Here is a 20,357-nt window from a genome sequence, read left to right as displayed (position 1 = left end):
TACGAGGTCAACGAGGCGAGGGCGCACCAGAAGGGGCACCGGGGCCGGAAATGGACCCTGGGGCGGCGGACCCGGCCGTCAGGCCGCGGCGGCACCGCCGCGGCTCCACGCCGCCGTCGCGATGCGCACGAAGGAGCGGACGAGCGGTCCGGGGTCGGCGCCGTTCCAGGCGATGACCAGGCGGCTGGGCGGCATGTCGGCCAGCGGAACGGCGGTGAGCCCTTCGGGAAGGGGGTGGCCCAGCGGTATCAGTCCCACGGTCCCGCTCCACAGGACGGACTGGAGGCATTCCTGGGCGGTCCGTACGACGGGCCCGCTCCGGCGGGCGGTGTGCCGGCCGCCGCCCCAGAACGCGGCCCACACGGGATCGGTGCCGTCCGGGAAGCGGAACCACGGACGGTCGGCGAGGTCGTCGAGCCGCAGGCTGCCGCGTCCGGCGAACGGGTCGTCGGCGCGCAGGACCGCGCCGACCGCGTCCGAACGCAGTACATGGGTGGTGAGACCGGTGGTGTCGAACGGCGTGCGGGTCAGGGCCACATCGACCAGGCCGGCACGCAGCCCGGTGGCCGGATCGGTCAGATCGGCCTCACGGATGCGGACCTCCACGTGGGGGTGCCGGGCCCGGTAGGCGGCGGCGAGCCGGGTCCCGGCCTGCCCGGCGCTGTCCGCCAGGGTGCCGACGGTCAGGGTGGCCGTGCCCGCGGCGGCGGCCACTCTGACGCGTGCCTGGTCGGCCCGCGCCAGCAGCGTACGGGCCTCGTCGAGGAGCACGGCTCCGGCGGGCGTCAGGGCGGCCCCGGCGGGGGAGCGCTCCAGCAGGACACAGCCCAGATCGGCCTCCAACTGCCGGATCGCCCGGCTCAGCGGCGGCTGGGTCATCCGCAGCCGTACCGCGGCCCTGCCGAAGTGGAGTTCCTCGGCGACGGCGACGAAGTAGCGCAGCACGCGTAGCTCCATCCGGCAACGATACCCGCGCGGTATCGGGCAGACGCGATCGGTGTTGGACGCCGCGGGGCGCCGGGCGGTGGACTCGACGGCGTACCGGATCCATGCGGCGTACATCCGTACGTACGGACATGCCGCACACCCACGCAGGCCCTTTTTGCCCATATGCCGTACTTGTCGAGGAGTTGACATGACCGAGATGACCGAGGTGGCCGACATGGTCGAGCAGGCGCTCCCGGACCCCGCCGTACGCGTCACGGCAGCCGAGGAGATCGCCCGGGACGTGGTGGTCGTCCCCGACCAAGGAGTGCCGCTCGTACCGAACATCGGCATCATCGGCGGCCGGGACGCGGTCCTGGTCGTCGACACCGGGATGGGGCTGCGGAACGCCGAAGCGGTACGGGAGTTCGCGACCGACTACGCACAGGGACGCAGGCTGTACCTGACGACGACACACTTCCATCCTGAGCACGCCTTCGGGGCGCAGGCCTTCGCCGACGCGGCGACCTACCTGGTCAACCGGGACCAGGCCGAGGATCTGCGGGAGCGGGGCCCCGGCTATCTGGAGATGTTCCGGCAACTGGGCGAGCCGGTCGCGCACAGGCTCGCAGGCGTGGTCCCGGCGCGGCCCGACCACGTCTACGACCGCACCCACGACCTCGACCTGGGCGGCCGGGTGGTGCGCCTTCGGGCCACCGGCCGGGCCCACAGCCGGGGTGACCAGGTGATCGACGTGCCCGATGCGGGGGTGCTGTTCACCGGAGACCTGGTGGAAGCGGGACAGTTCGCCATCTTCCCGTGGTTTCCGCCGCACGACACCGACGTCTCGGGTACCCGTTGGCTCGCGGTCGTGCGGCGGCTGGCGGCCCGCGCGCCGCGGATCGTGGTGCCCGGCCACGGCGCGGTCGGCGGCCCGCAGTTGCTCACCGACGTGCGTGACTACCTCGAACTGCTCCAGCGCGAGACGTGGACACGCCGCGACGCGGCGGCCGACGAGCAGACGATCACCGACGAGGTGACGGAGCTGATGGTCCGGCAGTACCCGCGGTGGGCCGGGCGGGAGTGGATCGGGAAGGGGGTGGGCTGCCTGTGCTCCGAGTACGCCGCCGGTGAGCGCGAGCGAGGCACCGACGCCGGGCACTGACCCCGGCTGCTCTCGTCGCCCCGGCTTCCTCCCTGTGGTCCACGCAGTCGCCGACTTGCCAGGGTCGGCGGCAGGAGCCGTCTCTTCCCGTGACGCGGCCCCTACGGCCGCCCACCGTCGCGAAGTCCGCGCGGCGGGCCGGTCCGGCGCCGGGGACGGCGCCGCCGATCGGCCATGACATCCTGTGATCTCGCTACGCGCGCCGGGCCGGCTCGGCGGATTACAAGGAAGATCGATGAGGCTCTGCTTCCTGGTGGAGGAACACTACCGGCACGACGGCATGCCGAACGAGGTGATCCGTCAGCTGCAATCCTGGGGGCACCAGGTGGACGTACTGCGGCCCGGCGGCTCCTTGCTGCGCATGACCGAGGCGGTACGGGCGGGCTCGCACGACGCCTGGGTGCTCAAGACGGTCTCCGGCGGCCCGGGGCTCACCCTGCTCGAAGCGGCGGCCTCGGCCGGGCTGACGACGGTCAACGACGCCCGGTCGATACGGCGCGTACGGGACAAGGCGCTGGCCGCGGCGATCGGCCGCAGCCGTGGGCTCCCCATACCGCCGACCTACGCCGCGGCCCGCCCCGAACTGCTGGCGGAGCTGCCGGCGTCGGAGTACCCGCTGGTGGTCAAGCCCGCCGACGGCAGTTCGGGGCGGGCCGTGCACCTGGTGGCGTCACCGGACCGACTGGCCGCCATGGCCCCCGAACTGGCGCGGGAGGGGCTGCTCATCGCCCAGCCGTACGTGGCCAACTCCGGCATCGACCTGAAGGTGTACTGCGTCGGCGGCGAGCTCTACGCCACCGAGCGCTGCTCTCCGCTGCACCCGGAACTCGGCGTACGCGAACGCCGCGTACCGCTGCCCGCGGGGGTGGCCGCGATCGCCGGGCAGGTCGGCGCGGTCTACGGCCTCGACCTGTACGGCGTGGACGTCCTGCTGGGCCCCGACGGCCCGGTGGTGGTCGACGTGAACGACTTCCCCAGCTTCCGGCAGGTCCCGGACGCGGTGGCGCGGGTGGCGCGCGCCGTACTCGGGCTGGCCGGTGCGGGCCGAGGGCCGGTCCCGGCCCCTGCGTCAGCTCCGGTGCCGGCCCCGTCTTCGGCCCCGGTCCCGTTGCACGTGCCCGCGGCGGCGGGGGAGAGCGCATGAGAATCGGCCTTGTCACAGGCGATCCAGGCCATCCTCTCCTGGCCGCCACCACCGCCCTGCTCGCCCCCGGGCACCGGGTGGAGACGCTGGACCCGGACGCGGTGGAGAGGGCTCCCGAGCGGCCCGCGGACATCTACCTGCTGAAGTCCCGTACGCCACGGGCGCTCGCCCTCGCCCGCGCTCTGGAGGGACGCGGCGTCCCCGTGGTGAACCCGGCCGCGGCGACCACGCTGTGCCAGGACCGTACGGCGATGGCGGAACGCGCCCGGCGAGCCGGTCTCCCGTTCGTACCCACCCGTACCTTCGCCACCCTCGCGGAGCTGACCGACGGGCCGGGCCTGCCCGGCCCGGTCGTGGTCAAGAGCCGACACAGCCGTAAGCAGGACCTGGTGGCCCGCCTGGACGACGCCACGCAACTGCGCCAACTCGCCGCGACCCGGCCGCAGGAGCCGGTCGTGGTCCAGAAGTTCGTGCCGAACAGCGGATGGGACCACAAACTCTGGGCGGTCGACGGCCGGCTCTTCGCCGCCCTGCGCCGCTCCGAACTCTCGCCCGAAGGCCGGGGCCCCGACCGGCCGCTCGCCCTCGACGCCCTGCCGGCCGGCTGGCCGGACCTGGTGCGCCGGGTCGGTGCGGTCTTCGCGCTGGACGTCTACGGCGTGGACGTCATCGACGCGGGCGACGGCGCACCACTCATCGTGGACATCAACGCCTTTCCCGGCATCCGGGGCCAGGCCGGTGCCCCGGAGGCCCTGGCAGCGCTGGCGCTGCGCCGGGCCGCCAAGTCACCGGTTGCCTGACGGTGCGGGGCACTTGACGGTGCGGGGCACGGTGCCGGGCCGCCCGACGGCGCACATCGCCCACCGCCCACCGCCGGAGCCGACACCGGCCTTGCGACGGCGTACGGCGCCGGCTGCGCCGCTCCCGCGGCCCTGACCACGCCGCCCACCAGGGCGATCGTCGTGTGCGCCAGGGTGGGGCGCCCCTCACCCCAGGTGAGGGGGTCGAGACGCAGGTAGAAGCGCTCCCCGGCGCGGTCGCGTACCGCACGGCGAACGCCTCCTCCGCCACGGCCGCCTGCGCGTCGTCGTCCCACGTCTCCCGGGCGGTGGCGAAGAGGAGCGCGAGATCGGCGTACGGATCGGCCCGGCCGAGACGGCCGAGGTCGATGAAGCCCGACACCTCAGGGTGTCCGGATCGAGCACGATGTCAGGCAGACACAGGTCCCGTGGCAGACGACGGTCTCCGCGGCCTCCTGCGCCAGGCGCTGCGCGAGCTGCGGAGTCAGATGCGTGAGCAGCTCGACGGGAGCCGTCCGCTGCTGTTCGACGGGGAGGAACTCCGGGTTGACCGCTCCCCGGGCCACGACATCGCGGGCCGTCGCGAACATCAGGGTGAGATCACGCGACGGCGCTGGTCACCAGGGCGGCGCCTTCGGCGTTCACGCGCCAGCCGAGGACGCTCGGGCCGGGCACGTCCTGTGTGCCGAGCCGGTCGGCGCGGTCCCGCTCCGCCTCCAACGAGGCCATGTGACCGGCGGGGACGCACTCGGCGTACCGCTGCCCGTCGGCGGAACGGAAGAGGGAGGCCGCGGACTCCCCGTCCGTGACGGGTTCCCACCCGCCGGCGTCGGCGGGCAGCAGCGTACGGAAGCCGGGCGGCGCGTCGCTCACACCCGTCAACCTGTCCGGTGGAGCCGATCAGCCGCACCGCGCTTCGGGGCATGGCAACCACGGTGTCATGATGGGGGAGTGAGCGAGGAGAACGGCACCCAGACGTCCGAGGATCCGGGCGACCGGTTCGTGGAGATCTTCAACCTGGTGGGGCCGCTGTACCGGCGTGCTCAGCGCAAGGTGGAGCAGGACGCGCCCCTCGAAGGGCTGTCGGTGGGGGTGCGGGCGGTCCTCAACATGCTCCGCGAGCACGGGCCGATGACCGTGCCGCAGATGGGCCGGGCCCAGGCGCTCAGCCGGCAGTTCGTGCAGCGGATGACCAATGACGCCGCGGGACTCGGACTGGTCGGGTTCCGCCCCAACCCGGCGCACAAGAAGTCTTCGCTCATCGCCCTCACCGCGAAGGGGCGGGCCGCCATCACCGCCGTGATCGACCGGGAACGGGCGGCGCTGCGCCAGGCCGGCGCCGACCTCACGGATGACGAGATCACCGCCTGCATCCGGGTCCTCTCCCGCCTTCTGCACTCCCTGGACGACGTGGAGGTGAACTGAGAGGGCCGCCCGACTGTCCCTCCGCTCAACCGCACAGAGATGTGACAACCTGGTTGTCATGAGGCCCGGGCTGTGACACCTTGGTTGTCATGGATGACCTGTTCTGGCTCGACACCGGCAGTGGCCGCCCGCTCGTCCTCCTCCACGGAGGCTTCCTCGATCACCGCATGTGGGACCGTCAGGTCCCCGCCCTCGCCTCGCGGTACCGCGTCATCGCCCCGGACGCCCGCGGCCACGGCCGCTCCGCCAACGCGACCGGGCCGTTCCGGCCCGCCGACGACGTCGCCGGACTGCTGCGCCGGCTGGGCACCGGCCCTGTGGTCCTGGTGGGTCTCTCCATGGGGGCGGCCACCGCCGTCGACACCGCGCTGGAGTACCCGGAACTGGTGAGCGGCCTGGTCGTCAGCGGCGCGGGCACCAGCGAGCCGTACTACTCCGACCCCTGGACCGTGCGGACCATGGGTGCCTGGCACGCGGCGATGGCGTCGGGTGACCTGGACGCGTCCGTGGAAGCGTTCATGCTCCTCGCCGCGGGCCCGCACCGCGGTCTCGATGATGTCGACCCCAAGGTCGCGGACGAGCTCCGCGGCATGAACAGGGGCACCCTCGCCAAGCACAGCAGTGGCGAGTCCAGTCAGATTCTTCCGGTCCACGCCACGTGGGAACGGGCCGCCGGTATCGAGGTCCCCGTGCTCGCCGTCAACGGCGGCATCGACTCACCCGACAACATCGGCATGGCCGAGCGCCTCGTCGCTACCGTCAAGAACGGCCGCGCGGTCTCCGTCGAAGGGACGGCCCACTACCCCAACATGGAGCGGCCGGACGAGTTCAACGAGATCGTCGGCAGCTTTTTGGAGACTCTCTGACCGTTCGGTCCGGCCGGAGCGCGCCGGTCGCACCGTGACGCACGACCTCACCGTGACACGCGGCCCCCGTGACGAACTTGTTCGTAACGAACATGTTCGTTACGGTGGCGGGGTGACTACGCGACGCCCTGCTCGGCCCCCGGCCTCCGCCCCTGCCTCCCGCAGCCGCCGGGAGCGCCCCGCGAAACCTGCCCTCACCTACGAGGGCATCGTCGGGACCGCCGTCGCCCTGATGCGGTCCGAAGGGCTGCGGCGGGTGACGATGCGCCGCCTGGCCCAGGAGCTCGACACCGGCCCCGCCTCGCTGTACGTGTACGTGGCCGACACGGCCGAGCTGCACGCCGCGATCCTGGACGATCTCCTCGGCGAGGTCGACCTCTCGCCGGTCCGTACGTCCGGCGACTGGCGGGAACGGCTGGTGACCCTCCTCGGCTCCTGCACGCGCACCCTCTTCCAGTACCCCGGCCTGGCGCACTCCGCGCTGGTGACCCGCCCTTCCGGGCCGAACTACCTGGCCCTGGTCGAGTCGGTCCTCGCCCTGCTGCACGAGGGCGGGGTCCCCGACGCGCAGGCCGCCTGGGGCGTGGACGTCCTGCTCCAGGTGGCGACGGCCACCGCGGCCGAACAGTCCACCCGCGACCGCGACGCCGCCGCCGACGAGGAGCACGAGGCGCTCGTGCGAGCACTGCGGCAGGCCACCTCCGCCACCCACCCGCGGATCGCCGCCCTCGGCGACGACCTGTTCTCCGGCAGCCCCGAACAGCGGCTGGCCTGGATCTTCCGCGCCGTCATCAACGGTACGGAGAGCACTCCCCGCAAGCACTGAGCCGCCCTGCCCGAGCACGGAGACCGAACCGCCCCGCGTTCGGCCCTGAGCCGCCTCGCGTACGCCGCCGTACCGGCGGCTCCGCCATGGAACGGAGAGACCACCATGACCAGCACCGCCATCCACCACCCCGTCGTGATCGTCGGAGCGGGCCTCGGCGGCCTGACGCTCGCCCGCGTCCTGCACGTGCACGGCATCGAGGCGGTGATCTACGAGCTCGAAGCCGGCCGGGACGCCCGAACCCAGGGCGGCATGCTGGACATCCACGAGGACAGTGGCCAGGAGGCCCTGCGCGCCGCGGGCCTGCACGATCGTTTCCGTACCCTCGTTCACCCGGGCGGCGAGGCCACGCGCGTCGTCGACCCCCAGGGCACCGTGCGACTGCGGGAAGCGGACGAGGGCGACGGCACCCGCCCCGAGGTGGACCGCGGGCGCCTGCGCGACCTGCTGCTGGACTCGCTTCCCGAAGGCACCGTCCGCTGGGGGAGCAAGGTCACCGGCGCCCGGCCGCTGGGCGGCGGACGCCACGAGGTGACCTTCGCCGACGGCAGCACCGTCACCACCGGCCTGCTCGTCGGCGGCGACGGTGCCTGGTCGCGGATCCGGCCGCTGGTCTCGCCGGCCACCCCCGCCTACACCGGCATCTCCTTCGTCGAATCCGACCTGCTGGACGCCGACACCCGCCACCCGGACAGCGCCGCGCTCATCGGCGGCGGCTCCTTCTTCTGCCTCGGGGACGGCAACGGCATCCTCGCCCACCGCGAACCCGACGGCAGCCTGCACCTGTACACGGCACTCAAGATCGGCCCGGACTGGCTCGCCACCATCGACTTCACCGACACCGACGCCGCCAAGAAGGCCGTCCTCGCCCACTTCGACGGCTGGGCCGACAGCCTGCGGGCGCTGCTGGCCGACGCCGACGGTCCGCTGGTCCCGCGGCACATCCACGCCCTGCCCGTCGGCCACCGCTGGGACCGCGTCCCCGGCGTCACCCTGCTCGGCGACGCCGCCCACCTCATGTCACCGTTCGCCGGTGAGGGCGCCAACCTGGCCATGCTCGACGGTGCCGAACTCGGCCGGGCGATCGCCGCGCACCCCGGTGACACCGAGGCCGCTCTCGCCGCGTACGAGGCGGCCCTGTTCCCCCGCAGCGAGGCGTCGGCCGTGGAATCCGCAGGCAGCCTGGACCTGATGTTCGGCGACCGGGGCCTGGAGCGCCTGCTCGACCTGTTCGCCGCCCACGGGCAGTAGGTCCGGGCGTCAGGCGCCGTTCCGGCCCGCGAAGGCGCCGTTGCCGCTGAAGACCAGCTTGGCGAAGCGTTCGCCGATCCGGCGGTGGGTGGCGGCGTCCGGGTGCAGGGCGTCGGGCAGCGGCAGCTCGGCGAAGTCCGCCTCGCCGTACAGCTCGCGGCCGTCGAGGTGGTGCAGATGCGGATCCTGGGCCGCCCGCTGCGCCACGATCCGTGCCAGTTCCGCCCGGATGACGTTCAAGGTCAGCTTTCCGGCCGCGCGTTCCGCCGGGTCGCCCATGGCCCGGAAGCGCAGTTGCCCGGTGCTCGCCGTGGAGAAGTCCGGGGCGCTGGGCCCCGGGGTGTCCTCGTGGATCGGGCACAGGATGGGGGAGACGACCAGCAGTGGTGTGGTCGGGTGGCCCTCGCGGATGGTGTCGAGGAATCCGTGGACGGCGGGCCCGAAGGCACGCAGCCGCATCAGGTCGGCGTTGACCACGTTGATGCCGATCTTGACGCTGATCAGGTCGGCGGGGGCGTCCCGCAGCGTACGGGCGGTGAACGGGTCGAGCAGCGCGGCGCCGGCCAGCCCCAGGTTGACGAGTTCCACGCCGCCCAGGGAGGCGGCCAGCGCGGGCCAGGTCGTGGTCGGGCCGGCGGCGTCGGAACCGTGGCTGATCGAACTGCCGTGGTGCAGCCACACCTTGCGGCCCCGGTCCGGCGCGGGCTCGACGGGGGCGTCGGTGCGCAGGACGAGGAGTTCGGTCGTCTCGTTGTGCGGCAGCCAGATCTCGATGTCCTTGAACTCGCCGGACAGGCCGTCGAAGCGCAGGGTGCCGGCCGGGCCGGGCCGGTGTTCGGCGGTTCCGGCGGCCATGTCGATGGTCAGCGTGTTGCCGCCCGTGACGCTCGCCCGCCCGGCCGGACGGCCGTCGACGACCAGCTCGTACACGCCGTCCGGACGGGGCGGGGCGCCCGTGTAGACCCGCTTGGTGGGCCGGGTGTCCAGTTCGAGGACGGTCGCCCGAGTGCGGAAGGCCAGCCGCACGCCGGAGGTCTGGGACTCGGCCATGGCCAGTTGCCCGTCGGTGTTCTGGGCGCGGGCCCAGGCGGGCAGCCGGTGCGGCAGCACACCCTGCTCGGTGCGCTCCACGTCCAGGGCGCCGCGGAGGAGGCCCGCGGTGACGGGGGTAAGGGTCCAGTTGCTGTCGGTGCGCATGGTCTCAACCTGTTGATCGAAGTGTTCGGGTACCGCGAGCGTCGCGGGTGTTCCGGGCGGCCCGTACGGCCCGGGGGTTTCGCCGGGTTCCGTCAGGGCCGCTGTGGCGCCGGCCAGTTCCGCAGCAGGGCGTCGAGGGCGTCCAGGACCCGGGACCAGGTCTCGTCGGAGTCGGGGGCGCTGTGGCTGAACCCGCCGCCCAGCTCCAGGCTGACGTAGCCGTGGAAGACGCTGCCCAGCAGCCGGACGGCGTGCGTCTGGTCCGGCTCCGTCAGGTCGTATCCGCGCAGGATCGCCCGGGTCATCCGGGCGTGCCGGACACCGGCGCTGGCGGCGGCCGTCGCCGGGTCGAGTCTCAACTGCGCCGCGGCATACCGGCCGGGGTGCTCCCGTGCGTAGTCGCGGTAGACGTTGGCCAGCGCGGCCAGGGCGTCCTTGCCCGCCCGCCCGGCCAGTGCGGCGGCGCCCCGGTCGGCGAGTTCTTCCAGGGCGAGCAGGGCGATCCGGGTCTTGAGGTCGTGCGAGTTCTTCACGTGCGAGTACAGGCTCGCGACCTTGACACCGAAACGCCGGGCGAGCGCCGAGACGGTCACCTCCTCGAACCCGGCCTCGTCGGCCAGCTCCGCACCCGCCCGGGTCAGCCGGTCCGGGGTGAGCCCTACGCGCGGCGTCATGGTCTTCCTTCCGTACAGCTAATGCGGATGAGATTCTTCCTAACCGAGTATGCACTTACCTAAATGCTTTAGGCAAGTGGTCATGTGGGATAGGTAGCGGGCCTGGAAGGGGACGCGGGTGTCGAAGGCACCACCCGATCCGGCCACGGCCCGATCCGGCCGCTTCCGATCCGGTCACCGTCCGCACCGGTTCACCGTCCCTCCCCGCTCCTCGGCCCCCCCGGAAAACCGATAGGACCTCGGCCTGACCGCCGACACTCCGTCCGCCGACGCCCTGCCGGACAACGGCACCGGCGCCGTCCTCGCCGCGCTGGAGAAGGCCGTACGGCGGGTGTCCCCGGCCGTACTGCTCTCGGCCCTCGCTGAGGCCCGGACCCGGGCGACGCCGGGGCACGACCGGGTGTTCTTCCCCAAGGGCGGCAACGCCAAGGCGCACATCGTCCAGGACGAGCGCGCCCCGCTGCCGGCGGACGCCGTCGACCGTACGGTGTCCGTCCTGACCGGAGAGGTGCTGCGCCGCGCGGCCGCCCGGCCGGCGGTCGAGCTGGCCGTGGTCGACGCCGACCTGAACGGTGTCATGGCGCCGTTCGCGGAACGGACTGCTTCCCGCGCCCTCGTGACCCTGCCGCGCGGCAGTGAACTGCCCCTGCCCGAGGGCCGTACGCTCCGCCTGTTCCTGCACTGGATGGAGAGCGCCGCCTCCGGCCGTACCGACCTGGACCTGTCCGCCGCGATGTACACCGCGGACTGGCAGCACGCCGGCACCTGCGACTACACCAGCCTGCGCTACGCCGAAACCGCCGCCGTGCACTCCGGCGACCTGACCAGCGCCCCGGCGCCCCGCGGCGCGGCCGAGTTCGTCGACCTCGACCTGGAGCAACTGGGCGCGGCGGGTGTCCGCTACATCGTGGCCGTGGTCTTCGCCTTCAGCGACGTGCCCTTCGAGGACCTCGCCGAGGCGTTCGCCGGGCTGATGGTCCGTGACCGACCCGGCACGGCGGGCCCGGTGTTCGACCCGCGTCAGGTCGAGCAGCGCTTCGACCTCACGGGCGGCGCCCGCGTCGCGGTCCCGGTGGTGATCGACGTGACGGGCCGTACGATGCGCTGGCTCGACGTCGCCCAGGGCGTCACCGGGACCCACCACGCCGTACACCGCCACGTGGACGCCCTGGCCACCCTCGGCCGGGGCCCGACCGGCCTGTTCACCTCCGGGGCGCGGGTCGGCCTGGGCGAGCTGGCCACCTGGCAGGCCGCCGCCCGCGCGAGCACCGTGGTCGTACGCCACCACGACGGTTCGCGGAGCACCTACCGGCGCCGCGACGGCGAGGACACCGAGGCGTTCGCCGGCCGGATCGGCACCCCGGCGACCGACGACGGTTCCGGCCCGGCCCCGGACCTCGGCCGGGCGCGGCTGGCGTACCTGCTGCGCGGGGACGTTCCACTGGCCGCGCAGGCAGAGGTGTACGCGCTGCACCCGGCGGGCCTGGAGGCCGGTACGGCCGTGCTGCCGGCCGCCTCCGACCTCGTCACGTCGCTGGCCCCGGCGAGCGGGTGAGCCGTCGGACGGCCTGACCTCCGTGCCGGCCGGCCCAGGGGAGTCGCACCCGAATCGGGCCCCTCCGCGCTGTCATACTGGCCGGCACACCTCGGAAGGGGACGGGACGATGATCGCTACCGCCGACGATGGCCCCGCCCCGCGGACGGTGTACGAGGTGGCCGCCGAGGTGGCGGCGGGACGGCTGACGGCGCGCGGACACGCGGCCAGGGCGCTCCAGCCCCGTCGCCTGTCCCACGCCCGTGACCTGCGCGCCTTCATCAGCGTGGAGCCGGCGACCGTCCTCGCCGATGCCGAGCGCGCCGACCGGGCGGCCAGGACGGACGAAACTCCGCAAGCCCCGAATGCCCCGCAAGCCCGGCACGGCACCTCCGGCCGCACCCGTACCGACACTCAACTCCCTTTGCAGGGCGTGCTCCTGGCGGTCAAGGACAACATCGACGTGGCGGGGCTGCCCACCACCGGCGGGACACCGGCGCTGCGTCAGCACCGCCCGGCGCACGACGCCGCCGCGGTGCGGGCACTGCGCGACGCGGGAGCGATCGTCCTGGGCAAAGCCAATATGCACGAACTCGCCTTCGGCGCGACCAGCGACAATCACGCGTACGGCCGGGTGCGCAACCCCTGGCGGCCCGACGGTCTGGCGGGCGGCAGCAGCGGCGGTACCGCCGCAGCCGTGGCGGCCGGTCTGGTCACGGCCGGGCTCGGCACCGAGACCGGGTGTTCCGTACGCCTCCCGGCCGCCCTGTGCGGGGTGGTGGGTTTCCGTCCGACGACCGGCCGTTATCCCGCGCGGGGCGTGCTGCCCCTGTCGTGGACCCGGGACACCATCGGCGTCCTGGCGCACACCGTCGAGGACGTCTGCCTCCTGGACGCCGTCATCACCGGCACGCGCCCCGCCCGCCCCGCGCGCTCGGCGGCGCCGCCCGATCCCCGTACCGTGCTGCGCGGCCTGCGGTTCGGCGCTCCACGGCACCCCTTCCGGGACGGCATCGCCCCGCCGCTGCTCGCGGCACTGGACGCCCGGCTCGCCCAACTCGCCGCCGCCGGAGCCACCATCGTCGAGGACGATCTGCCCGCCGGGACACCGACCCACGTGGCGGCCGCCGGGCTGCCCATCGCCTTGTACGAGGTGTCCCGCGCCCTCGACGGGTATCTCCGCGAGCACGGGCTGCCCCTGTGCTTCCCCGATGTCGCGGCCCTGATCGCGAGCCCGGACGTCGCCCGGCTCCTGCGCCCGCTGCCCGGTCACGGACCGACCGGAGACGCGTACGAGCAGGCACTGACGGTCCACCGGCCCGCGCTGAACGCCCTGTTGCACACCCACCTCGCGGACCGCCGGCTCGACGCACTCCTGCTGCCCACCGCCCCCGTGACCGCGCCACGCCTGCTCCCCGGCGAACACATCCTGCTCGCAGGCCGCCCGGTACCGGCGTTCCCCGCCCTCCTGCGCAACACCGACCCGTCGAGCATCGTCGGCTGGCCCGCCATCACCCTGCCCGCCGTGCGCGACGCCCACGGGCTCCCCTTCGGCATCGACCTCCAGGCCCCTGCGAACCGGGACTTGGCACTTCTGGAGATCGCGCGCGCCTGCGCGGCGCTGTGGGGCCTGCCACATCGCGGCAGGGTGGCACCCCTCCGGTACGACGGATAAGTCCCCTCGCCCTCCCCGCTCACCGCATCGGGCCGGCCACTCCCGCAATTCGCGTACCCATATCCGCGAAGTACCGGCACCCCTTACCGTTGCCACCCATGACGAACGTCTTTCCCGCTTCCGCCTCCGCCCCCGCATCCCTGCCCTCCGCCGACGTGCACCTCGGCGGACGTACCGCTCTGGTGACCGGCGGCGGCAGTGGCATCGGCAAGGCGTGCGCGGTGGCGCTGGCGGCGGCGCACGCCACGGTGCACGTGGTCGACAAGGACGGCGAGTCGGCCAAGGCCGTTGCCGCGGAGACCGGCGGCCGGGCGCACGTCGTCGACCTGGCCGATCCGGCGGCGATCGAGTCCTTGCCCGCCGAGGTCGACATCCTCGTCAACAACGCCGGATTCCAGCATGTGGCTCCGCTCACCGAGTTCCCTCCGGAGCGGTTCGCGCTCATGCAGCAGGTGATGGTCACCGCGCCGTTCCTGCTGCTGCGCCGCACACTGCCGCACATGTACGCGAACGGCTGGGGCCGCGTCGTCAACATCTCCAGCGTCCACGGACTGCGGGCGAGCGCCTACAAGAGCGCCTATGTCGCCGCGAAGCACGCTCTGGAAGGGCTGAGCAAGGTCACCGCCATCGAAGGGGCGGAGCACGGCGTGACGAGCAACTGCGTCAACCCCGGTTACGTGCGGACGCCCCTGGTCGAAAAACAGGTCGGCGACCAGGCCGCGGCTCATGGGATCGACGCCTCGAAGGTGCTCGCCGACGTCCTGCTGGCCCGGTCGCCGATCAAGCGGCTCCTGGAGCCCGAGGAGGTCGCCGCGGCCGTGCTGTGGCTGTGCTCCCCGCACACCGCGTACCTCAACGGCGCTTCCGTCCCGCTGGACGGCGGCTGGGGAGCCGGCTGACCTCGCCTGCCGCAGAGAGCGGATCCACAGCGATCCCCACGGGCCCGACCACCGATTTTCCGCCCGGAAATGACCTCGCGAATGTGTCGCCACCTCTCTGACGTGCGGGTTTTCCGTCCTCGTTGTCGGACTGCCCGCAGTGCGGCATGAAGTCAAGCCTTATCTCTTCGGGTCTTCTTTCCTATGTTTGGGGTCACCGAACCGGTTCGACGGATATCTCGTCGACGGCCGGACGGAAGAGGGTTCCCATGAAGTGGAGGCGGTATGAGGGAAGGCAGAATTTCCGTACCGGGAGGAAAGGTGTGGTACCGCAGAACGGGCAGCGGTGGCGCGCCGCTGCTGCTCGTCCATGGCGGCCCGGGTTACCCGAGTGATCTGCTGTTCGACGCTTTCACCCCGCTCGCCCAGGAGCGTGAGGTCGTCTGGTACGACCAGTTGGGGGTAGGGCGTTCGGACCCGGTCGACGACATCTCGCTGCTGACGGTGGACCGCTTCCTCGACGAACTGGGCGCGGTTTCCGAAGGGCTCGGCCTGGAACGCCCGCACGTCTACGGCCACTCCTGGGGAGCGATGCTCGGCCTTCAGTACGCCGCCGAGCGGGCGCCGGAATGGACCAGCCTGATCTGCGCCAACGGCCTGGCGAGCGTGCCACGGTTCGAGCGGGAGGTCCGCGACCTGATGGCGGAACTGCCGGGCGATGTACTCGACCGCACCTACGGCCGGGAGCTGAGAGGTGAGACCGGCGACCCCGATTACCGGGTGGCCCAAGAGGAGTACCTGCGCGCGTGCGTACTGCGTACCTCTGCCATGAGCCTGGACCCGGGACTCATGAGTGTGACGACGTTCCGGACCATGATCGGGCATGCGGACTACCACGTCACCGGCGCTCTCAAGGACTGGGACATCTTCGACGCGCTGGAGCGGATCCGGGTACCGACACTCGTTCTCGGCGGCGAGTTCGACGAATGTGTTCCCGCGCATCTCGCCGATATCGCCGACAGGATTCCTGACTCCGAGCATGTGACGCAGCCCGGCGCGGCCCATATGGGATACCTGGAGGAGAAGCCCCTTCGCGACGCGTACGTCTCCCTCGTCCGAGACTACATGGCGCGCGTCGAAGCGCGCGTGTGCCAGAACGAGACTTCCCCCACGAAAGGTCGAGGTTAAATGCATTTCGACTTCTGCGGGATCGCCCGCACCGCGTCGCCGAGGTCGACCAGAGTGTCCCCGGCCGCGGTGGTCGAGTCCGCCGTCACCGTCACTTCGACGGCGGGATCGCGTCCGTAGGTGATGAGGGTTTTCTTGCTCTCCTTCTCGCTTTTACTCTCCTCCCTGCTCTCGCTCGACGAATCGCTCCGCAGTACCCAGTCCACTCCGTTCACGTTGAGGCACAAGTCGGTGGTCGGCTTGGGGGGTTTCATACCGCAGCGGAGAATGACGGTCGAATCTCCCCAGACTGCAACACCGGTGCCCCGCACTTCGATTCGGTCCTCTCCCAGGAGGCGGCGCGGGTAGTGCCGGGCGATGTCGTTGCAGAGCGGGTGGCTCGCGTTGGGCGCGCTTTCGACGTGCGGTGGGGAGGGGAGGAGCGAAAAGGCGAGCACCCCGGCCGTGGCGAGGGCGGTTCCGCCCACGGCCCCGGCCGTGACGAGGGCCTTCTTCGACGGTGCAGCCACTTCTCGCCACGCCTCCTTCGGTCGAACAAGTCAAACGGCAACTCTTGCCGTGGCGGGCAACATTAGTGCCTGTTCAGGGTGAAATTTCCATAAGGCCGGGAGCCCTGGGAGGCTGAACCGGCTCACGCCGTCCGGGCGGGCGGCCGACCGGGGCCGGGCAGATGCCGCGCGAGTTGCTTCGCCATGGCGACGAGTGTGCGGTCCGCCAGGTAGGGGCCGATGATCTGCACGGCCAGCGGCAGCCCGTCGGCGGTCCGGTCGGCCGGGACGACCACGGACGGCAGGCCCACCAGGCTCGCCAGGTTGACCCAGCTCGTCTGGTCGAAGAACGGGCGCTGCACGCCGTCCACCGTGATGAACCGCTGTGGCGCCGGGGTGCCGGTCTGGTCGGGCACGGCCGCCGTCGGCGCTGCCGGGGTGATCAGGACGTCATGGTCGGCGAAGTAGCGGGCCCACGCGGCCCGCAGTTGCTGCCGCGCCTCGTCGGCGACGCACCAGTCCCGGTGCCGCATCGTCCGGGAGCGCAGGAACAGTCCGGCCGGGTCGTCGGCGGGGGTCCTTTCCGCCGCCGCCACGTCGGCGGCGAACGCGCTGTCCGTGGCGGTGGCGGAGCCGGTGGCGAACAGCAGACGCTGGAACAGGGTGTTGCTCCCGGCGAAGTCGACGGGCCGGGTGGCGTCGTCGACGCTCGCGCCGACGGAGCGCAGCAGCGTGCTGACCCGGTCGAGGAGTGCGCGGGTCGCGGCGTCGACGCGGCAGTGGGCGTCGTCCGCCCAGACACCGACGCGGTACTGGGCGAGTTCGCTCTTGGCCGGGGCCGGCAGAGTGATCGTCCACCCGCTCCGGTCGGCGGGTGCGGGCGCGACGAGCACATCCAGGAGGAGGTCGAGGTCGTCGGCCGTACGGGCCATCGGGCCGAGGGTGACCATGTCGCTGCTGGTGGCCCAGCCGGGCAGGCGGGGGATGTGGCCGCGGGTGGGCACGACGGGCACGGCGCCGCGGGAGGTCCGCAGCGCGTGGACACCGCGGTACGCGGCCGGCAGGCGCAGCGAACCGGCGAGGTCGGAGCCGACTTCGAGACGGGTGAGACCCGTGGCGACGGCGGCGGCCGCGCCACCGGAGGAGCCGCCCGCGGTCCTGGTGACGTCGTACGGGTTGTCCGTCTTGCCGAAGAGGGGGTTCGACGTCTGGATGTCCTGGCACATGACCGGCACGTTCGTCTTGCCGACGAGGACGGCACCGGCGGCGCGCAGGAGGGCGACGGCGTCGGCGTCCCGGTCCGGTACGTGGCCGGAGAGGTCGGGGGAGCCGCTGGTGGTGCGCATGCCCTTCGTCTCCAGGGCGTCCTTGACCGTCATCGGGAGTCCGTGCAGCGGGCCGAGGGGCTGACCGGTTTCGGCGAGGTGCCGGTCCGCCCGGTCCGCGGCGGCGCGTGCGGCGTCGGCGTCGAGGGTCACGATGGCGTTGACGTGCGGATTGACCTGTGCGATGTGCCGGAGGTACTGCTCCAGGAGGTCGCGGCTGCTGATCTCGCGTCGGCACAGTGCGGCGACCTGGTCGCGGGCGGGCGCCAGGTGGAGAGCCTCGACGTCGGGCGTCCGGGCGCCGGGCCGGGGCCGAGGGGAGGAGGGGGCGGTCGCGGCAGCCGGTGTGGCGATGCCGGTGGAGGCGGTGAGCAGGGTGCGGCGGGGGATCACGTAGAGGCTCCTGATGCGGTGCTCGGTGCTGACTGCGCGGGGACAGGGGCGGGGGCGTCGGTCGGGGTAGGGGGCGTCCCGAACGGCAGGGAACGCTTCGGGGATCAGGAGGTCCGCTGCTCCGCGCCGGGCTCCGCCGTCGGACGGGCGTCCGGTACCGGCCGGTCATCCAGCCCCGGCCGGACGTCCAAGTTCTCCCGCAGCCGGCGCAGCACCGAGAGGGCGACATGCAGGTCCTCGGGTGGGATGTCCCCGGCCAGGTGCTCCAGCCAGCGCTGTTCCAAGGGGCGCAGAGCGTCCAGGGCCTGCCGCCCGCCCGGAGTGAGTTCGACCAGCGGGCTGCGCTGGTCCTGCGGGTTGGGGCGGGTCGTCACGACGCCTTCGGCCCGTAGGCGGTCGACGGTCTGCTGGACCGCCTGGCGCCGCAGTCCGCGTTCCCGGGCCAGGCGGGCCACCGTCGACGGCCCGTCCAGCAGCAGCCCCGCCACCTGCCAGCGCGCCGAGGTCAGCCCCGCGTGGGCGGAGAGCCAGTCCCCTTCGCGCAGCAGGCGGCCGTTGACCGCGAAGACCTCGGCGGTCACCTCGACCAGGGCGTCCACGTCCGGGGGTGAGGAATCCATGGAAACAGCGTAGGTCCCCGGCCCCCCGCGGATTTCCGCGGCTCCGGAAACGGCCTGCTGAAGGGCGCTCCCTCCGGAGAATGACAAGGGCTTGTCGAAATGCGTTCCGGTGATTACGCTCGGCGTCCGGCCGGGGCGCCGACCGCGGGCAGACAGCGGGCAGCGGGCAAGCTGCGCGGACGGTGCCGTGACCCCCGGCCTGGAGAGTGAGGCACCGTGTCATCCGCGCATCCGGGCACCGCCGGCGAGGCCGCCCAGACAGGCGGGGCGTTCACCCACCGGCAGATCCTGACGGCCATGTCGGGACTGCTGCTGGCCGTCTTCCTCGCGGCCCTGGACCAGACGGTCGTCGCCACCGCGATGCGCACCGTCGCGGACGATCTGCACGGCCAGACCGAGCAGGCCTGGGCGACGACCGCGTACCTCATCGCCTCCGTGCTGGCGATGCCCTTCTACGGCAAGCTCTCCGACATCCACGGGCGCAAGCCGATGTACCTGATCTCGATCGCCGTGTTCGTCGCCGGGTCGGTCCTGTGCGGTACGGCCGGGTCGATGACCGAACTCGCCCTCTACCGGGCGGTCCAGGGGCTGGGCGGCGGCGGACTGATGTCCCTGCCCACCGCGGTGGTCGCCGATCTCGCGCCGGTGCGGGAGCGCGGGCGCTACTTCGCCTTCCTGCAACTGGCCTGGGTGGCGGCCAGTGTCGTCGGCCCGCTGGCGGGCGGCACCTTCGCGGAGGCCGGCGAGGTGTTCGGCGTGGCCGGCTGGCGGTGGGTGTTCCTGCTGAACGTGCCACTGGGGTTGCTGGCCCTGGTCACCGTACGCAGGGCCCTCGACCTGCCGCACGAGCGCCGCGAACACCGGATGGACGTACTGGGCACCGCGGCGCTGGCACTGTTCCTGGTGCCGCTGCTGATCGTGGCCGAACAGGGCCGGTCCTGGGGCTGGACCGCGCCGGCCTCCCTCGTCCTCTTCGTGCTGGGCGCGGCCGGACTGGCGCTGTTCGTCCCCGTCGAGCTGCGGCGCGGCGACGAGGCCGTACTGCCGCTCCGGCTGTTCCGGCGGGGCGGCATCGCCCTGTGCTCGGCGGTCAACTTCACGATCGGCGTCGGCATCTTCGGTACGGTGACCACCCTGCCGCTCTTCCTCCAGTTGGTGCAGGGGCGGGCCCCGACCGAGGCGGGGCTGGTGGTCATCCCGTTCATGGTGGGCACCATCGCCTCCCAGGTGGTGTCCAGCAAACTGATCGCGGCCTCGGGCCGGTTCAAGAAGCTCGCCGTCGTGGGCCTGGGCTCCATGGCCGGAGCGCTGCTGACGCTCGCCGCGGCCGGCGCCGCGACCCCGATGTGGGGCATGACCCTGACCGTCGGCTGGCTGGGCATCGGCATCGGACTGTCCCAGACCGTCATCACCCTGGCCATGCAGAACGCGGCGCCCAAGAGCCAACTCGGGGTGGCGAACGGCGCGTCCGGCCTGTGCCGGCAGATCGGCGGCTCCACCGGCATCGCGGTCCTGTTCTCCGTCCTGTTCGCGGTGGCGCTCGGCCGCCTGGCCGACCTGCTGCACTCCCGCCGCTTCGAAAGCCTGCTCACGGACCCGTCGGTGACCGGGGACCCTGCCAACCACCGCTTCCTGGCCATGGTCGAGTCGGGACGCGGTACGGGCATCGACCTCGACGACACGTCCTTGCTCCACGGCATCGACGCCAGGCTGGCGCAGTCGGTCACCGAGTCCTTCGCGCACGGCTTCCACGTCGTGTTTCTCGCCGCCGGAGCCGTGCTGCTGGCCGGCTTTGTCCTGACCTGGTTCCTGCGCGAACTCGACGACGGCACTCGTACGTCGGAGCGCGCGCCGCGGGAAGCGAAGTAGGTCCTACGGAGGGGCGAGGTCCCCTCCGCGACCGTCACCTGAACGGCCGAGTGGGCGAGCCCGAGGCGTGCCGGGGGAGGGACGATGGGCAGGCGGGAGGGGACCGTCCCTGTCC

The 20,357-nt window shown here is 72.5% G+C and carries 18 protein-coding genes and 1 pseudogene; 12 read left to right on the top strand and 7 right to left on the bottom strand.

Features of this window, described 5'->3' with window-relative positions; all coding sequences use genetic code 11:
* Nucleotides 1-78 precede the first annotated feature (78 nt).
* On the bottom strand, nucleotides 79-957 hold the full coding sequence (locus ACZ4QV_RS20710) for a LysR family transcriptional regulator (protein WP_361150603.1): 879 nt from the start codon (nucleotides 955-957) through the stop codon (nucleotides 79-81).
* Between the two features lie 178 nt (nucleotides 958-1,135).
* On the opposite strand from ACZ4QV_RS20710, the gene ACZ4QV_RS20705 reads away from it, so the two are divergent.
* From ACZ4QV_RS20705 to ACZ4QV_RS20695, 3 genes are all read left to right on the top strand, one after another.
* The gene (locus tag ACZ4QV_RS20705) at nucleotides 1,136-2,089 is read left to right on the top strand and encodes an MBL fold metallo-hydrolase (RefSeq protein ID WP_361150605.1); all 954 of its coding nucleotides are present in this window, start codon (nucleotides 1,136-1,138) and stop codon (nucleotides 2,087-2,089) included.
* Between the two features lie 235 nt (nucleotides 2,090-2,324).
* Nucleotides 2,325-3,233, top strand: a complete 909-nt coding sequence (locus ACZ4QV_RS20700) for an ATP-grasp domain-containing protein (protein WP_361150608.1) — start codon at nucleotides 2,325-2,327, stop codon at nucleotides 3,231-3,233.
* Nucleotides 3,230-4,033 carry an ATP-grasp domain-containing protein gene (locus ACZ4QV_RS20695; protein WP_467763218.1) on the top strand — a complete coding sequence of 268 codons (804 nt, stop codon included), beginning with the start codon at nucleotides 3,230-3,232 and terminating at the stop codon, nucleotides 4,031-4,033. Before ACZ4QV_RS20700 ends, ACZ4QV_RS20695 begins: the two co-directional genes overlap by 4 nt.
* Nucleotides 4,034-4,221: 188 nt before the next feature.
* Here the strand turns inward: ACZ4QV_RS20695 and ACZ4QV_RS20690 are convergent.
* Nucleotides 4,222-4,906: pseudogene (locus tag ACZ4QV_RS20690) on the bottom strand (phosphotransferase); the annotation flags it as partial.
* A gap of 78 nt (nucleotides 4,907-4,984) precedes the next feature.
* Between ACZ4QV_RS20690 and ACZ4QV_RS20685 the strand changes: the two are divergent.
* The 4 genes from ACZ4QV_RS20685 to ACZ4QV_RS20670 all read left to right on the top strand — a co-directional run bounded on the left by ACZ4QV_RS20685 (nucleotide 4,985) and on the right by ACZ4QV_RS20670 (nucleotide 8,401).
* On the top strand, nucleotides 4,985-5,458 hold the full coding sequence (locus tag ACZ4QV_RS20685) for a MarR family winged helix-turn-helix transcriptional regulator (protein ID WP_361150613.1): 474 nt from the start codon (nucleotides 4,985-4,987) through the stop codon (nucleotides 5,456-5,458).
* A gap of 89 nt (nucleotides 5,459-5,547) precedes the next feature.
* The gene (locus tag ACZ4QV_RS20680; protein ID WP_361616523.1) at nucleotides 5,548-6,324 is read left to right on the top strand and encodes an alpha/beta fold hydrolase; all 777 of its coding nucleotides are present in this window, start codon (nucleotides 5,548-5,550) and stop codon (nucleotides 6,322-6,324) included.
* A 112-nt stretch (nucleotides 6,325-6,436) separates the two neighbouring features.
* On the top strand, nucleotides 6,437-7,150 hold the full coding sequence (locus ACZ4QV_RS20675; RefSeq protein ID WP_361588722.1) for a TetR/AcrR family transcriptional regulator: 714 nt from the start codon (nucleotides 6,437-6,439) through the stop codon (nucleotides 7,148-7,150).
* Between the two features lie 105 nt (nucleotides 7,151-7,255).
* On the top strand, nucleotides 7,256-8,401 hold the full coding sequence (locus tag ACZ4QV_RS20670; protein ID WP_467763217.1) for an FAD-dependent oxidoreductase: 1,146 nt from the start codon (nucleotides 7,256-7,258) through the stop codon (nucleotides 8,399-8,401).
* A 9-nt stretch (nucleotides 8,402-8,410) separates the two neighbouring features.
* Here the strand turns inward: ACZ4QV_RS20670 and ACZ4QV_RS20665 are convergent, their stop codons facing one another.
* Nucleotides 8,411-9,598 (bottom strand): GDSL-type esterase/lipase family protein, encoded by a 1,188-nt coding sequence (locus ACZ4QV_RS20665; protein ID WP_361637745.1) that lies wholly within the window; start codon nucleotides 9,596-9,598, stop codon nucleotides 8,411-8,413.
* Between the two features lie 92 nt (nucleotides 9,599-9,690).
* Nucleotides 9,691-10,272 carry a TetR/AcrR family transcriptional regulator gene (locus ACZ4QV_RS20660; RefSeq protein WP_467763216.1) on the bottom strand — a complete coding sequence of 194 codons (582 nt, stop codon included), beginning with the start codon at nucleotides 10,270-10,272 and terminating at the stop codon, nucleotides 9,691-9,693.
* A gap of 331 nt (nucleotides 10,273-10,603) precedes the next feature.
* Between ACZ4QV_RS20660 and ACZ4QV_RS20655 the strand changes: the two genes are divergently transcribed.
* From ACZ4QV_RS20655 to ACZ4QV_RS20640, 4 genes are all read left to right on the top strand, one after another.
* Nucleotides 10,604-11,827 (top strand): TerD family protein, encoded by a 1,224-nt coding sequence (locus tag ACZ4QV_RS20655; protein WP_467763215.1) that lies wholly within the window; start codon nucleotides 10,604-10,606, stop codon nucleotides 11,825-11,827.
* A 109-nt stretch (nucleotides 11,828-11,936) separates the two neighbouring features.
* Nucleotides 11,937-13,481: an amidase family protein gene (locus ACZ4QV_RS20650; RefSeq protein ID WP_467763214.1), complete on the top strand. Its 1,545-nt coding sequence runs from the start codon at nucleotides 11,937-11,939 to the stop codon at nucleotides 13,479-13,481.
* A 98-nt stretch (nucleotides 13,482-13,579) separates the two neighbouring features.
* Entirely contained in the window at nucleotides 13,580-14,380 is an 801-nt protein-coding gene (locus tag ACZ4QV_RS20645; protein WP_361150631.1) for a 3-hydroxybutyrate dehydrogenase, read from the top strand.
* A gap of 264 nt (nucleotides 14,381-14,644) precedes the next feature.
* Nucleotides 14,645-15,547: a proline iminopeptidase-family hydrolase gene (locus tag ACZ4QV_RS20640; RefSeq protein ID WP_361150633.1), complete on the top strand. Its 903-nt coding sequence runs from the start codon at nucleotides 14,645-14,647 to the stop codon at nucleotides 15,545-15,547.
* Here the strand turns inward: ACZ4QV_RS20640 and ACZ4QV_RS20635 are convergent.
* The 3 genes from ACZ4QV_RS20635 to ACZ4QV_RS20625 all read right to left on the bottom strand — a co-directional run bounded on the left by ACZ4QV_RS20635 (nucleotide 15,544) and on the right by ACZ4QV_RS20625 (nucleotide 18,373).
* A complete protein-coding gene (locus tag ACZ4QV_RS20635) occupies nucleotides 15,544-16,056 on the bottom strand; it encodes a DUF3515 family protein (RefSeq protein WP_467763213.1) in 513 nt (170 codons plus the stop codon). The genes ACZ4QV_RS20640 and ACZ4QV_RS20635 overlap by 4 nt on opposite strands.
* Before the next feature lie 122 nt (nucleotides 16,057-16,178).
* Nucleotides 16,179-17,753 carry an amidase family protein gene (locus ACZ4QV_RS20630; RefSeq protein ID WP_467763212.1) on the bottom strand — a complete coding sequence of 525 codons (1,575 nt, stop codon included), beginning with the start codon at nucleotides 17,751-17,753 and terminating at the stop codon, nucleotides 16,179-16,181.
* A 104-nt stretch (nucleotides 17,754-17,857) separates the two neighbouring features.
* Nucleotides 17,858-18,373, bottom strand: a complete 516-nt coding sequence (locus ACZ4QV_RS20625) for a MarR family winged helix-turn-helix transcriptional regulator (protein ID WP_361150640.1) — start codon at nucleotides 18,371-18,373, stop codon at nucleotides 17,858-17,860.
* A 216-nt stretch (nucleotides 18,374-18,589) separates the two neighbouring features.
* On the opposite strand from ACZ4QV_RS20625, the gene otr(B) reads away from it, so the two are divergent.
* On the top strand, nucleotides 18,590-20,242 hold the full coding sequence (otr(B), locus tag ACZ4QV_RS20620; protein ID WP_467763211.1) for an oxytetracycline resistance efflux MFS transporter OtrB: 1,653 nt from the start codon (nucleotides 18,590-18,592) through the stop codon (nucleotides 20,240-20,242).
* Nucleotides 20,243-20,357: the final 115 nt, after the last annotated feature.

Source organism: Streptomyces sp. NPDC026394, from assembly GCF_055567735.1.
This window is presented reverse-complemented; position numbering and strand designations above follow the sequence as displayed.